Raw genomic sequence first — 13438 nt, 5'->3', positions numbered from 1 at the left:
GTGATGAGATGTGATTGGGACGCGAGCATGATCGTGAGCGGCGACAGATGAGCAACAAGATGTGGGGCGGCCGATTCACCGATCGCCCCGACGCGATCATGGAAGAGATCAACGTCTCGATCGACGTCGATCGCCATCTCTACGCCCAGGACATCACGGCGTCCAAGGCGCATGCAGCCATGCTGGCCGCGCAGGGCATCATCACCGCGAACGATGCGAAAAATATCGGCAAGGGTCTAGACACGATTCTGTCAGAGATCACCGCCGGCAAATTCACGTTCAAGCGTGCGCTCGAAGACATCCATATGAATGTCGAGAGCCGGCTCGCCGAACTGATCGGCCCGGCTGCGGGGCGCCTGCACACCGCGCGCTCGCGCAACGATCAGGTCGCGACCGACTTCCGGCTTTACGTCCGCGACGTGCTGGACGAGACCGACGCGGCGCTGGCGGCATTGCAGCAGGCGCTCGCCGAACGCGCGCTCGAGCAGGCCGACACCGTGATGCCCGGCTTCACCCATCTGCAGACCGCGCAGCCGGTGACCTTCGGCCATCACCTGATGGCCTATGTCGAGATGGTGGCGCGTGACCGCGGCCGGTTCCAGGACGCCCGCAAGCGGCTGAACGAAAGCCCGCTCGGCGCCGCGGCGCTGGCCGGCACCTCGTTCCCGATCGACCGCCACGCCACTGCCGCCAAGCTCGGCTTCGACCGGCCGATGGCAAACTCGCTCGATGCGGTGTCGGACCGCGACTTCGTGCTGGAGACGTTGTCGGCGGCGTCGATCTGCGCCGTGCATCTGTCGCGCTTTGCCGAAGAAATCGTGATCTGGACCTCGCCGCTGGTCGGCCTGATCCGGCTGTCGGACAAGTTCACCACCGGCTCGTCGATCATGCCGCAGAAGCGCAATCCGGACGCAGCCGAACTGGTCCGCGCCAAGACCGGCCGGGTGATCGGCGCGCTGAACGGCCTGTTGATCGTGATGAAGGGCCTGCCGCTCGCCTATCAAAAGGACATGCAGGAAGACAAACAGGGCGCGATGGAAGGCTTCGCGGCTCTGTCGCTGGCGATCCGCGCGATCACCGGCATGGTCCGCGATCTCGAGCCGGAGCCGGAGCGGATGAAGCTTGCTGCGGGCGAGGGCTATGCCACCGCCACCGATCTGGCCGACTGGCTGGTGCGCACGCTGAAGATGCCGTTCCGCGAGGCGCATCACGTCACCGGCCGGATCGTCGGTCTCGCCGCCAAGAAGGGCGTGGCGCTGCACGAGCTGCCGCTCGCCGAGATGCAGTCGGTCGAAAAGCGCATCACCAAGGATGTGCTGGCGGTTCTCAGCGTCGAATCCTCGGTGAAGAGCCGCACCTCCTACGGCGGCACCGCGCCGAAGAACGTCCGCAGCCAGGCCAAGGCCTGGCTCAAGCGGCTCGCCAAGGACACGAAGACGCGCTGAGGGCGGCCGGCGCCCGGCGGTTTCGGGGGCTCGCCAGCGCGGTGCAATCTCGGTATGGTGCCGCGCCAATTGGGGATATTCGACGTGAATCGCGTGACCAACCCATCGCGATGGGCGCTTCTGGTGATTGTGGCGGCGACGCTGGCGCTCTCGGGCTGCGGCCGTAAAAGCGGCCTCGATCTGCCGCCGGGGGCTGCCGACACGCCGTCGGCCGCGCCGGCGACCAAGCCGGAGGCCAAAGGCGACGTGTTCGACTCGTCCTACGGCACCAACGCCCCGCCCTCCGCCGCCAAGGGGCGGAAGCGAAGCACCATTCTCGATCCGCTGCTGGACTAAGCGCCAAGATGCGTCATTTCGACTATCGCGACGGCGTGCTGCACGCCGAAGGCGTCAGCCTTGCGTCGATCGCGCAGGACGTCGGTACGCCGTTCTACTGCTACTCGAGTGCGACGCTGGAGCGGCACTACCGGGTGTTCACCGAGGCCTTCGCCGGCCTCGATGCGCTGGTGTGCTACGCCATGAAGGCCAATTCCAATCAGTCGGTGCTGCGCACGCTGGCCAAGCTCGGTGCCGGCGCCGACGTGGTGTCGGGCGGCGAACTGCAGCGGGCTTTGGCGGCCGGCATTCCGCCGAGCAAGATCGTGTTCTCCGGCGTCGGCAAGACCGAGGCCGAGCTGCGTGCCGCTCTCGCCCACGACATCAAGTGCCTCAACGTCGAATCCGAGCCCGAGCTCGAACAGCTGTCGCGCATCGCGGTCGAGACCGGCCGCACGGCGCGGATTTCGCTGCGGGTCAATCCAGACGTCGATTCCGGCACCCACGCCAAGATCTCCACCGGCAAGTCGGAGAACAAGTTCGGGATTCCGATCCGCCACGCCCGCGAGGTCTATGCCCGCGCCGCCAAGCTGCCGGGCATCCAGGTCACCGGCGTCGACGTCCATATCGGCAGCCAGATCATCGACCTGGCGCCGATGGAAGCCGCGTTCCGCAAGGTTGCCGAATTCATCCACGTGCTGCGCGGCGACGGTCACACGGTCAGCCATGTCGATTTCGGCGGTGGCCTCGGCATCCCGTACTACGAGGATCGCGACGCGCCGCCGGAGCCGTTCGCCTATGCGGAGATGGTCAAGCGCGTCACCCACAATCTCGGCTGCACGCTGCTGTTCGAGCCGGGCCGGATGATCGTCGGCAATGCCGGCATCCTGGTCGCCAAGGTGATCTATGTGAAGCACGGCGACGGCAAGACCTTCGTGATCATCGATGCGGCGATGAACGATCTGATCCGCCCGACGCTGTACGAGGCGTATCACGAGATCCTGCCGGTGGCCGCGCCCGCGCCCGGCGTAGCCACCATGGTGGCCGACGTCGTCGGCCCGGTGTGCGAGACCGGCGATTACCTCGCGCTCGATCGCAAGCTGCCTGAACTGAAGGCCGGCGATCTGATCGCGATCATGACGGCGGGCGCTTACGGCGCGGTGCAGGCGTGTACTTACAACACCCGCGCGCTGGTGCCGGAAGTGCTGGTGAAGGACGATCAGGTTGCGGTGGTGCGTCCGCGCATCGAAGTCGAGCAACTGATCGCGATGGACAAGCCGGCGCCCTGGCTGTGATGCACCTGCCCCTGGAGAGGGGGTGGGACCGCCAGACGCGGCGTACAATACTGGCGGTCCCAATCGCGCTTAAAATCCGCGGCCGTGAACATGCGGCTTCGCCGGCCGCGCGCGCGACGGCCGACCGTAGCGATCCGGCGAATCCGAGCAATTTGAAGTGTTTTTTAACCTAACCACTCAACCTTAACGCGGCAGTTTGCACCGCCGCGCCGGTTGTTAATTACCAATTGTCGCCTCAAGCCTTGTCGAGTTCTGCGAACACTTCGCGGGCGATCCGGAAGCTGTCGACGCCTGCCGGGATGCCGGCGTAGCAGGCGACCTGCATGAAGATCTCGCGGATCTCGTCCTTGGTGACGCCGTTGGTGAGTGCGCCCTTGATGTGCGCGCGCAGCTCGTGCGGCCGGTTGAGGATCGCGATCATCGTCAGGTTCAGCATGCTGCGGGTCTTCTTCGGTAGCCCGTCGCGCCCCCAGATCGCGCCCCAGCAGTACTCGGTCACGAGTTCCTGGAACGGCTGGTTGAAGTCGTCGGCGTTCTTCAGCGCGTTCTCGACATAGGCTTCGCCCAGCACCGCCTTGCGGATCTCCAAGCCCTTGTCGTGCGTCGTCTTGTCCATTGCGCGTCCTCTGGTGGGAAGTTCGCCGGAACACTACGGGGCGCGCTCGGTGCCGTCACGCGTTCGTGTCGCGGCGTGAGCGCCGGGCGTGGTTGCAGGGCGGTGCCTCATTGCCGCCGTTGTGCTACGCTCGTGTGAGCAGCAACCCGGAGAGATGGTTGAGCGGCAGCATTCCCGATCCGTCGCAGGCCCCGCACGATGAAGAGGCGGTCGCGCGGCTGCACCTGGACAAGGCGATCGGGCGCGCGACGCTGGCGATTGCCTGGGAGCGCGCGTGGCCGCATCTGGCGCGGGTGATGAGCGTCGTCGGCCTGTTCCTGGCGCTGTCCTGGGCTGGGCTGTGGCTGGCCCTGCCGTTTTCGGCGCGGATCGCCGGCTTGGTACTACTGTCGGCCCTGGCGCTTGCCGCGCTGATTCCCGCCATCAGGTTCCGCTGGCCGAGCCGCGACGAGGCGCTGGCGCGGCTCGACGGTAATACCGGCCTGAAGCACCGGCCGGCGACGGCGCTCGGCGACACGCTGGCCTCCGGCGATCCGGTCGCACGGGCGCTGTGGCAGGCGCAGCGCGACCGCACCCTGGCGACGATCCGCGGCCTCAAGCCCGGCCTGCCGTCGCCGCGGCTGCCGATCCACGATCCCTGGGGGCTCCGCGCCCTGGTGGTGATCCTGCTGGTCGCGACGTTCTTCGCCGCCGGCGAGGAGCGCTCCGCGCGGGTGATGGCGGCGTTCGACTGGAAGGGCGCGATGTCGCCCTCGACCGTCCGGGTCGATGCCTGGGTGACGCCGCCGGTCTATACCAACAAGCCGCCGATCATTCTCACCGCCGCCTCCAACAAGGACCCGGGCACCCCAGGCAGCGGTCCGTTGCCGGTGCCGGTCGGCTCGACCCTGCTGGTACGTTCCAGCGGCGGTGATCTCGACATCGCGGTCGGCGGCGGCGTGGTCGAGGTCAAGCCGGACAGCGACGCGCCGAAGGGCACCAGCGAACGGCATTTCCGCATCACCGGTGACGGCACCGCGCGGGTCCGGGCGCCGTCGAGCGAAGCACCGTGGAGCTTCACCGCCACCCCGGACAAGCCGCCGGCGATTGCGCTCGCCAAGGAGCCGCAGCGCCAGGCGCGCGGTTCGCTGCAACTGTCCTACAAGCTCGAAGACGATTACGGGGTCACCGAGGCCGAGGCGCAATTCGTCGCCGCGCCGCCCGCCAAGGCCCCGGGCGCCAAGCCGGGGGATGCGCCGCGGCCGCTGTTCGAAGCGCCGCAGTTCAAGCTGGTGCTGCCGAATGCCCGCACCCGCGTAGGCGTCGGTCAGACCGTCAAGGACTTCAGCGAAGATCCCTATGCGGGCGCCGAAGTGACGCTGACGCTCACCGCCAAGGACGAGGCCAGCAATCAGGGCCACAGCGAGCCGTTCACGATGCGGCTGCCGGAGCGGCTGTTCACCAAGCCGCTGGCGCGCGCGCTGATCGAGCAGCGCCGCATCCTGGCGCTCGATGCCAATGCGAATAGCCAGGTGTACGCCGCACTCGATGCGCTGCTGATCGCGCCGGAAGTGTTCACGCCTGATGCCGGCCAGTATCTCGGGCTCTACACCATCGCCGATCAGCTCGAACGCGCCCGTACCGACGATGCGCTGCGCGAAGTCGTTGGCAATTTGTGGTCGCTCGCGGTCTCGATCGAAGACGGCGATGCATCGGATGCCGAGAAGGCGCTGCGTGCCGCGCAGGACGCACTCAAAGACGCGCTGGAGCGCGGTGCGTCCGACGACGAAATCAAACAGCTCACCGACAAGCTGCGCGCGGCGCTCGATACCTATATGCGCCAGCTCGCTCAGCAGCTTCGCAACAATCCGCAGCAGCTCGCCCGCCCGCTCGATCCGAACACCAAGGTGATGCGGCAGCAGGATCTGGAAAACATGATCCAGCGGATGGAGCGGCTGTCGCGTTCCGGCGACAAGGAAGCCGCCAAGCAGCTGCTCGATCAGCTCGCGCAGATGCTGGAGAACCTGCAGATGGCGCAGCCCGGCCAGGGCGGCGACAGCGGCGACATGGAGCAGGCGCTCAACGAGCTCGGCGACATGATCCGCAAACAGCAGCAGCTCCGCGACAAGACCTACAAGCAGGGCCAGGATCAGCGCCGCGACCGGATGCGCGGCCAGGACGGCGAGCAGAACCTCGGCGACCTGCAGCAGGATCAGCAGAACCTGCACGACCGGCTGCGCAAGCTGCAGCAGGAGCTCGCCAAGCGCGGCCTCGGCCAGAGCCCCGGCGGCGAAAAGGGCGAAAAGGGTCAGCAAGGGCAGCAGGGCCAGCAAGGCGAGGGCGGTCTCGACCAGGCCGACTCGGCGATGGGCGATGCCGAAGGCCGGCTCGGCGACGGCAATGCCGACGGTGCGGTGGACTCACAAGGCCGCGCGCTGGAAGCGCTGCGCCAGGGCGCACAGAAACTCGCCGAAGCGATGCAGCAGGGCGATGGCGACGGGCAGGGCGATGGCCAGGGCAACCGCCCCGGCCGTCAGCAGAGCGGTGCCAATCAGACCGATCCGCTCGGCCGTCCGCTGCGCGGCCGCGACTTGGGCGACGATCTCACCGTGAAGATCCCCGGCGAAATCGACGTGCAGCGCGTCCGCCGCATCCTCGAAGAACTCCGCCGCCGCCTCGGCGACTCCGGCCGCCCGCAGATCGAACTCGACTACATCGAGCGGCTGCTGAAGGATTACTAAGTCGGCTCCTTGCCAGCCACGTCATTCCGGGGCGCTCGCGCAGCGAGCGAACCCGGAATCCAGAAGTTGGAGCGCGGGGCGGCTCCCCCAAATAGGAAACTCACTGCGCGCGTCGCCCTCACCCCAACCCTCTCCCGCAGGCGGGAGAGGGAGCGCGCTGCTACTTAGGGCGTGCGTTGATCGTCCGCCGCGAGGGGGTCAACTACTACTCTTCTTCGCCGACAGCGCATCGGCGACCGCAGTGCGGATGTCGGCGACCGAGAAGGGCTTGGTGACGACGTCGTGCACGATGGCGTCGAGGCCGAAGGCGCGTTCGCGCTGATCGGCGAAGCCGGTCATCAACAGGATCGTCAGGTCCGGAAAGTCGCGTGCCGCGGCGAGTGCCAGCGCGATGCCGTCCATGATCGGCATCTTGATGTCGGTCAGCAGCAGGTCGAACTTGCCGTTCTGGCTGGTGAGAATTTCCAGCGCTTCGCTGCCGTCTTCGGCCGTGACCGTCTCATGGCCGTCCATGCCGATCGCGCGGGCGACCAGCAGGCGCATCGATTCTTCGTCGTCGGCGATCAGGATGCGCGCCATTGTTCTATTCCCTCGTCGCGGCCGGCGCCGGGCCGCGTGCAACCACACTGATCATGCCCTCAGGCCCCGCCGGCGGCAATGTCGCGCCGGTTGAAGAAGCGCACGTCGATCGCGCGCGCCTCCGCCGGCGGCGAGGCGAGGCGCGTTCTGAACCAGGCGATCTCGCCCGGCCGCAGCGCCTGTTGTTCGAGGACCGCGTTCCAGGCGTAGATCTCGGTGCCCTTGGCATCGCGCACCGAGAACCGTAGCCGCGGCACGTCGACCGTCTTTTTGGCTTGGCCGATGATCACGCCCTGGATCACCAGGACCGGTTTGGATTCCACCGTCTCGCGGCTGATCCGCACGTCCTTGATCGCCAGCCCGCGCAGGTTCACCTCGAAGCCGATCAGCCGATAGAACGCCGCGGTCTGCGGCATCAGCCGGACGATGTCGGCGCGCCAGATCAACAGACCGAGCGCCACCGAACCGAACACTGCGATCGCCAGCGGCGCGTTCAAGAGTCCCTTGGCGGCTTTCAGCGGCTCCTTGCGCAGCTCGGTCAGCCGCTCCTTCATGCTGCGCGGCTTACGCTTGCTTCCGAACGACGGCTTGCGTTTGCGTCGCGGCGGCAGCGGCTCCTCGTCGTCGCCCGGTGCCGGCTCGTTGGCGAGCGCGCGCGTGAACGGATCCTGGTCGCCTTGCCCCGGCAGGTCGGCGGTGATCGGCGGGCTCTCGACGACCGGGGTGTCCTGCTCGTCCTCGGTCACGCCCCATCCGGGATCATTGGCGAGGTCGTTGGTGGCCGGCTGCTGTTCTTCGACCGTCATGGCGGCGACACGGACGTCGCTCTGCACGTCTTCGGGCCGTGCCAGCCAGACTTCCTTGCACCGGGAACAACGCACCGTCCGGCCGGCATCTCCCAGTTTGGCCGGATCGATCGCATAGGATGTCGTACAATGCGGGCAGACGATATGCATGGCGAATCGCTGGCTATAAGGTTCGTCCGATCGTACCGGCCGTCCGTTAACGAATCGGAAACCATAACCGCCTCACAACGGCGGCACGGGCAGATGGCGTGGCGTGCCCTTTCTCCCCGCGCCGATCGAAATCGGAGCTGAACGTGGTCCGCTTCGAAAATGTCGGCCTGCGCTATGGGCTTGGTCCGGAGATCCTCCGCGACCTCAACTTTGCAATTCCGGCGCACTCGTTCCAGTTCCTGACCGGACCGTCCGGCGCGGGCAAGACCTCGCTGCTGCGCTTGCTATTCCTGTCGCTGCGGCCGACCCGCGGTCTGGTCAATCTGTTCGGCAACGACGTGTCGCTGCTCGGCAAGGACGAGGTCGCGGCGCTGCGCCAGCGTATCGGCATCGTGCTGCAGGACTTCCGCCTGCTCGACCACATGACCACCTATGAAAACGTGGCGTTGCCGTTCCGGGTCACCGGGCGCGACGAGTCGAGCTATCGCAAGGAGGTTATCGACCTGTTGAAGTGGGTCGGGCTCGGCGACCGGATGGACGCGCTGCCGCCGGTGCTGTCGGGCGGCGAGAAGCAGCGTGCCGCGATCGCCCGCGCGGTGATCGGCCGGCCGCATCTGCTGCTCGCCGATGAGCCGACCGGCAACGTCGATCCGACGCTCGGGCGCCGGCTGTTGCGGCTGTTCGTGGAATTGAACAAGACCGGGACCGCGGTGGTGATCGCGACCCACGACATCAATCTGATGGATCAGTACGAAGCGCGCCGCCTGGTGCTGCACCAGGGCCGGCTGCACGTTTATGAATAGGCAGGGGCCGTTGCGCAGAGCCGACGAACGCGACGTCATGGTGGACCTCGGGCACGAACGCCCGCAGGTGCCGCCGAAGGCGCGCAATGCGTCGCCGATCGTGCCGCGCGCGTCGATCTCCGGCCGCGCGCTGGTCGCCGTGGTGGCGATCATGACGTTCCTCGCCTCGATGACCACCGGCGTGGTGATGCTGATCAGCGCCTCGGCGGCGGAGTGGCAGTCCGAAGTGTCGAGCGAGCTCACCGTGCAGGTGCGCTCGCTGCGTGGCCGGGATCTCGACCGCGACGCCGACCGCGTCGCCGAGGTGGTGCGCAGCCAGCCCGGCGTCGTCGAGGTCCGGACCTTCACCAAGGACGAATCCGCCAAGCTGCTGGAGCCGTGGCTCGGCACCGGGCTGTCGCTCGACGATCTGCCGGTGCCGCGGGTGATCGTGGCGCGCGCGGCTCCGGGCAGCGGGCTCGATCTTGCCGAACTGCGCCGCCGCGTCACCGAGGCTGCGCCCAGCGCGACGGTCGACGACCATCGTGCCTGGATCGAGCGGATGCGGTCGATGACCGGCGCCACAGTGTTCGCCGGCATCGGCGTGCTTGGCCTCGTCATCGTCGCCACCGTCATCTCGGTATCGTTCGCCACCCGCGGCGCGATGGCGGCCAACCGGCCGATCGTCGAAGTGCTGCATTTCGTCGGCGCCAGCGACAGCTACATCGCCAATCGGTTCTTCCGCCACTTCCTGCTGCTCGGCCTGCAGGGCGGGCTGATCGGCGGTGGCGCTGCGATCTTCGTGTTCGGCTTTTCGGAGTCGGTCGCGACGTGGTTTTCCGGCACGCCGGTCGGCGACCAGTTCGCGGCGCTGCTCGGCACCTTCTCGCTGCGCCCGACCGGCTATCTGGCGCTCGCCGGCATGGCGGTGTTGATCGCCGGCATCACCGCCTTGGCCTCGCGCCGTACGCTGTTCAGCACGCTGAACTCGATCGAATGAGCCGCCGATGACCGGCGCGCTACCGCCGCACCGCTCCGGCGGTTCGACCATCCGGCGGACTCCCTTTCGCCCGAAATCGCACTAGAGTCCGGGCATCTTCCGCCGCCGCAGCGATGACTGCGAAAGGCGCGCAAACGAGGTCTATCGCACGTCTCATGGAGCTGTCGCCCGATCGCAACCCGATCTCCCCGTCGTCTGACCGCCCGGTCCGACGCAGCGGGCGGCTGCGCGCGACCATCGTGGCGGTGCTGGCGCTCGGCTTCCTCGTCGGTGCGGGTGGCTTCGTGGTGTTTCTGTCGCAACTGCGCGGCGCCGAGCAGAAGCCGCGACACAACGCCGACGGCATCGTGGTGTTGACCGGCGGCTCGTCGCGGGTGTCGGACGCGGTGGAATTGCTCGCGGCCGGCTACGGCAAGCGGCTGTTGATCTCCGGCGTTCACCGCACCAATGGCGCCCGCGACATTTCACGCTCGGTGCCGGAGAGCCGCGACTGGTTCAGTTGCTGCGTCGATCTCGACCGCTCTGCAGTCGATACCCGCAGCAATGCCTCCGAAACCCGGCGCTGGGTGCAGGAGCGCGGCTTCCGCTCGCTGATCGTAGTGACGTCGAATTACCACATGCCGCGGGCGATCGCCGAAATGTCCCACGCCATGCCGGACGTCGAATTGATTCCGTTCGCGGTGATCGGCGACAAGTGGCGCGACGAGCCGTGGTGGACCAGTGGCGGAACGCTGCGGCTCTTGCTATCGGAATACGCCAAATACCTCGCGGTCGAGCTGCGGGTGCGCCTGTCGAAGCTCGGCATCGAAGTGATGCCCGAACCGGCCGAGCAGACCGACCCGACCGGCGCCCGCAAGCCGGCGACCGCTGCCGCCAACTGATCGGACCGTTCCGATGTTCGTGATCTTCCTGCGTTCGTTAATCTTCAACGTGCTGTTCTACATCGTGCTGGTGGGCTGGGTGCTGGCCGCAACCGTGGCGGCACTGTTTTCCGGCCGGGCGGTGGTGAAGGTCGCCAAGATGTGGGGCCAGAACAGCATCTGGCTGATGCGTTTGATCTGCGGCACCAAGGTCGAATTCCGCGGCCTTGAGAAGATCCCGCAAGGGCCGCTGATCGTCGCACCGAAGCACCAGTCGATGTGGGAAACCTTCGCGCTGCTGCAGTTCTTCGACGAGCCGCTGTACATCCTCAAGCGCGAGCTGACCTGGCTCCCGGTGTTCGGTCAGCTCCTGCTGCGCGGCGGCATGATCGCGATCAACCGCGCCGCCGGCGTCAAGACCCTGGTCGAGATGGCGCGCCGCGCCCGCGAGGAAGTGCGCCGCGGCCGGCAGCTGATCATCTTCCCGGAAGGCACCCGCCGGCCGGTCGACGCGCCGCCGAACTACAAGAGCGGCGTCGGCCAGATCTATGTCGACTGCGGCGTGCCGTGCCTGCCGGTGGCGCTGAACGCCGGGCTGTTCTGGCCGCGGCGCCAGTTCATGCGTTATCCGGGCACGATCGTAGTCGAATTCCTCGATCCGCTGCCGGCCGGCCTCGACCGCCGCGAGTTCTTGAGGCAGCTCAGCGACGTGGTCGAAACCGCCACCAACCGCCTGGTCGCCGAGGCCCGCCAAGAGCAGGCGGAGCTGTTCGGCCGCGTACCCAGCGCGGTGCCGCCTCAGGTCGAGCCGGCGCCGAAGCCGGAGAGCGAGCAGGTCGGCTGATCGCCTCTCGCCTCGGTCAGCGCGGCGCCGGCGCCTCGTCGCGCAGCGCCTCGGCGAGCTGGTGCAGCGGCACGTCGCGGCAGCCCTGTGTTTCCAGCGCCTTCACGGTGGCGATCACATAATCGCGGTTCGGTCCGGAGCGGCCGTGACCCTGGCGCACATGACGAAGCTGTTCGGCGTAGGACAGCCGGCCGGCATATTGCGCGTGGCCGCGATCGACCACGTAAGTGAGTGCGCTGATCCGCCGCCGCGCGTCGTCCTCCAGCCACACCGAGCGCTTGACCTCGCGATACACGCTGGTGACCTGCTCGCGCTCGCGCAAGTAAGCGACCGTGGGCATCCGCTGCGCATCGGCGACGCGGAACGCGATGCCGCGGCAGGCACCGCCGCGGTCGAGCCCGAGCACCAGGCCGGGCTGTTCCGGCGTGCCGCGATGCACGAACGAATACACGCACAGCGCCCGGTGCTCGCCGATCAGCCGCGCCGGTATCCGCTCGACGAAGTCGAAGCCGGGATTCCACATCAGCGAGCCATAGCCGAACACCCAAAGGTCGCCGGCGGTCAGTTCGTGTTCGGAGAGTGTTTTGGTGGACATGCGTGCAGGGGCAATCGTGCAAATGACAAATTCAGTCCTTACCGCATCGGGCCTGGAAGCGTGAGCGGTTTGCCGCGCGGGTCGGCCGCGTGTCCGCGGCATGGCGTGCGGCAGGCGGTCGCGGATTCCCTTTTTGGGCTTCTCCCCTTAAGTAGGCGCGATGGCAGATTCCACGATTTCCCCCCGTCGCCCGCTCTGGCCGGTGCTGTTGCTCCCCGGCGTGGTGGTGCTGGCGGCGCTCGCCTGGAGCGCGTTCTGGCTATTCTCGGCCAGTCAGGTCGACCGCATCGCCGACCAGTGGCGGGCGCGCGAAGCCGCTGCCGGCCGCAGCTATGATTGCGGCCAGCGTTCGGTGGCGGGCTTTCCGTTCCGCCTTGAGGTTCGCTGCGAGAACGCCACCGTCGCGCTGACCTCGCAGACCGCCCAGCAGGCTGCCACGCAGACCCCGCTGACGGCGAAGCTCGCCGAGATCCTGGTGGTGGCGTCGCTGTATCAGCCGAGCCTGCTGATTGCCGAGTTCAAGGGGCCGGCGAGCTTCGCTGACCGCGGCCAGCCGGTGTCGATGCAGCTGAACTGGAAGACCGCCCGCAGCAGCGTCGCCGGGCTGCCGGGCACGCCGGAGCGCGTCGCGCTGGTGTTCGACGAGCCGGCGCTCGATGGCTTCCGCGGCGACACCCGCGTGCCGCTGGCGCGCGCCCGCCACGCCGAGCTGCATGGCCGGCAGCGCGAGGCCGCCGGCGCCGAGCCGCGCCAGCTCGAGGTCGATCTCAGCCTCGACGGCACCTCGGTGCAGGACCTGCATCCGCTGCTCGCCGATCCGTTCGACGCGCATCTGCGTCTGCTGATCAGCGGCCTGAAGGACTTCCGCCCCAAGCCGTGGCCGCAGCGCTTCCGCGAGATCCAGGCCGCCGGCGGCCGCATCCAGTTCGAGCAGGCGCGGATCCAGCAGGGCGACATGGTGGCGGTTGCGACCGGCTCGCTCGGGCTGACCGCGCAGGGCTATGTCGACGGCGAATTGCAGATGGTGGCCACCGGGCTCGACCAGGTGATCCCCAAGCTCGGCATCGACAAGATGCTGGAGCAGGGCGTGTCGCAATCGACGCTCGATCGCCTCGCGCCCGGCGTCCGCGCCAAGGACGTCAACAACGTGCTCGGCGCGCTCGACCGCGCCATTCCGGGCCTCGGCCAGGTGGTGCGCAAGAACGCCAACGTCGCCGCCGTCGCCGGCATCGACGCGCTCGGCCAGGAGACGACCCTGGAAGGCCGCCCCGCCCGCGCCTTCCCGCTGCGCTTCGTCGAAGGCGCCGTGATGCTCGGCCCGCTGAAGGTGGGGCAGACGCGGCCGGTGTTCTGAGGCGATGGGACTCCACATCGTCAAGCGTTATGGCCGGGCTCGACCCGGCCATCCATCGTCTTTGCAACAACTGTTTG

Annotated in this window: 13 protein-coding genes; 9 read left to right on the top strand and 4 right to left on the bottom strand. The window is 67.7% G+C overall.

Annotation, left to right across the window (positions count from 1 at the left end):
* The first annotated feature begins 47 nt into the window (after window positions 1-47).
* The 3 genes from argH to lysA are packed head-to-tail and all read left to right on the top strand — an operon-like array spanning window position 48 to window position 3055.
* Window positions 48-1445 (top strand): argininosuccinate lyase, encoded by a 1398-nt coding sequence (gene argH / locus HZF03_RS23875; RefSeq protein WP_011160275.1) that lies wholly within the window; start codon window positions 48-50, stop codon window positions 1443-1445.
* Window positions 1446-1499: 54 nt separating this feature from the next.
* Entirely contained in the window at window positions 1500-1781 is a 282-nt protein-coding gene (gene lptM / locus HZF03_RS23870) for an LPS translocon maturation chaperone LptM (protein ID WP_012497857.1), read from the top strand.
* An 8-nt stretch (window positions 1782-1789) separates the two neighbouring features.
* Entirely contained in the window at window positions 1790-3055 is a 1266-nt protein-coding gene (gene lysA / locus HZF03_RS23865; RefSeq protein WP_104512956.1) for a diaminopimelate decarboxylase, read from the top strand.
* Window positions 3056-3290: 235 nt separating this feature from the next.
* Here lysA and HZF03_RS23860 read toward each other — a convergent pair whose 3' ends face one another.
* Window positions 3291-3671: a carboxymuconolactone decarboxylase family protein gene (locus tag HZF03_RS23860; protein ID WP_119019878.1), complete on the bottom strand. Its 381-nt coding sequence runs from the start codon at window positions 3669-3671 to the stop codon at window positions 3291-3293.
* Between the two features lie 158 nt (window positions 3672-3829).
* On the opposite strand from HZF03_RS23860, the gene HZF03_RS23855 reads away from it, so the two are divergent.
* Entirely contained in the window at window positions 3830-6391 is a 2562-nt protein-coding gene (locus HZF03_RS23855; protein ID WP_119019877.1) for a TIGR02302 family protein, read from the top strand.
* Between the two features lie 198 nt (window positions 6392-6589).
* Here the strand turns inward: HZF03_RS23855 and HZF03_RS23850 are convergent, their stop codons facing one another.
* Together HZF03_RS23850 and HZF03_RS23845 are read right to left on the bottom strand one after the other, a co-directional pair.
* Window positions 6590-6970 (bottom strand): response regulator, encoded by a 381-nt coding sequence (locus HZF03_RS23850; protein ID WP_119019876.1) that lies wholly within the window; start codon window positions 6968-6970, stop codon window positions 6590-6592.
* 59 nt (window positions 6971-7029) lie between these two features.
* Window positions 7030-7926 (bottom strand): MJ0042-type zinc finger domain-containing protein, encoded by an 897-nt coding sequence (locus HZF03_RS23845; RefSeq protein WP_011160269.1) that lies wholly within the window; start codon window positions 7924-7926, stop codon window positions 7030-7032.
* Between the two features lie 143 nt (window positions 7927-8069).
* Here HZF03_RS23845 and ftsE point away from each other — a divergent pair, with 143 nt between their 5' ends.
* From ftsE to HZF03_RS23825, 4 genes are all read left to right on the top strand, one after another.
* Window positions 8070-8729 (top strand): cell division ATP-binding protein FtsE, encoded by a 660-nt coding sequence (gene ftsE / locus HZF03_RS23840; RefSeq protein WP_011160268.1) that lies wholly within the window; start codon window positions 8070-8072, stop codon window positions 8727-8729.
* Window positions 8722-9708, top strand: a complete 987-nt coding sequence (locus HZF03_RS23835; protein ID WP_012497851.1) for a cell division protein FtsX — start codon at window positions 8722-8724, stop codon at window positions 9706-9708. The genes ftsE and HZF03_RS23835 overlap by 8 nt, the downstream gene beginning before the upstream one ends.
* A gap of 155 nt (window positions 9709-9863) precedes the next feature.
* Window positions 9864-10589, top strand: a complete 726-nt coding sequence (locus tag HZF03_RS23830) for a YdcF family protein (RefSeq protein WP_119019875.1) — start codon at window positions 9864-9866, stop codon at window positions 10587-10589.
* Window positions 10590-10602: 13 nt separating this feature from the next.
* A complete protein-coding gene (locus HZF03_RS23825; RefSeq protein ID WP_011160265.1) occupies window positions 10603-11412 on the top strand; it encodes a lysophospholipid acyltransferase family protein in 810 nt (269 codons plus the stop codon).
* Window positions 11413-11428: 16 nt separating this feature from the next.
* On the opposite strand, the gene HZF03_RS23820 is transcribed toward HZF03_RS23825, so the two are convergent.
* The gene (locus tag HZF03_RS23820) at window positions 11429-12007 is read right to left on the bottom strand and encodes a gamma-glutamylcyclotransferase (RefSeq protein ID WP_119019843.1); all 579 of its coding nucleotides are present in this window, start codon (window positions 12005-12007) and stop codon (window positions 11429-11431) included.
* Between the two features lie 160 nt (window positions 12008-12167).
* On the opposite strand from HZF03_RS23820, the gene HZF03_RS23815 reads away from it, so the two are divergent.
* A complete protein-coding gene (locus tag HZF03_RS23815; protein WP_119019842.1) occupies window positions 12168-13361 on the top strand; it encodes a DUF2125 domain-containing protein in 1194 nt (397 codons plus the stop codon).
* Window positions 13362-13438: the final 77 nt, after the last annotated feature.

This window comes from Rhodopseudomonas palustris, assembly GCF_013415845.1.
Classification (GTDB): domain Bacteria; phylum Pseudomonadota; class Alphaproteobacteria; order Rhizobiales; family Xanthobacteraceae; genus Rhodopseudomonas; species Rhodopseudomonas palustris_F.
The sequence above is the reverse complement of the archived record's forward strand: the minus strand, read 5'-3'. Positions and strand labels throughout refer to the sequence as shown.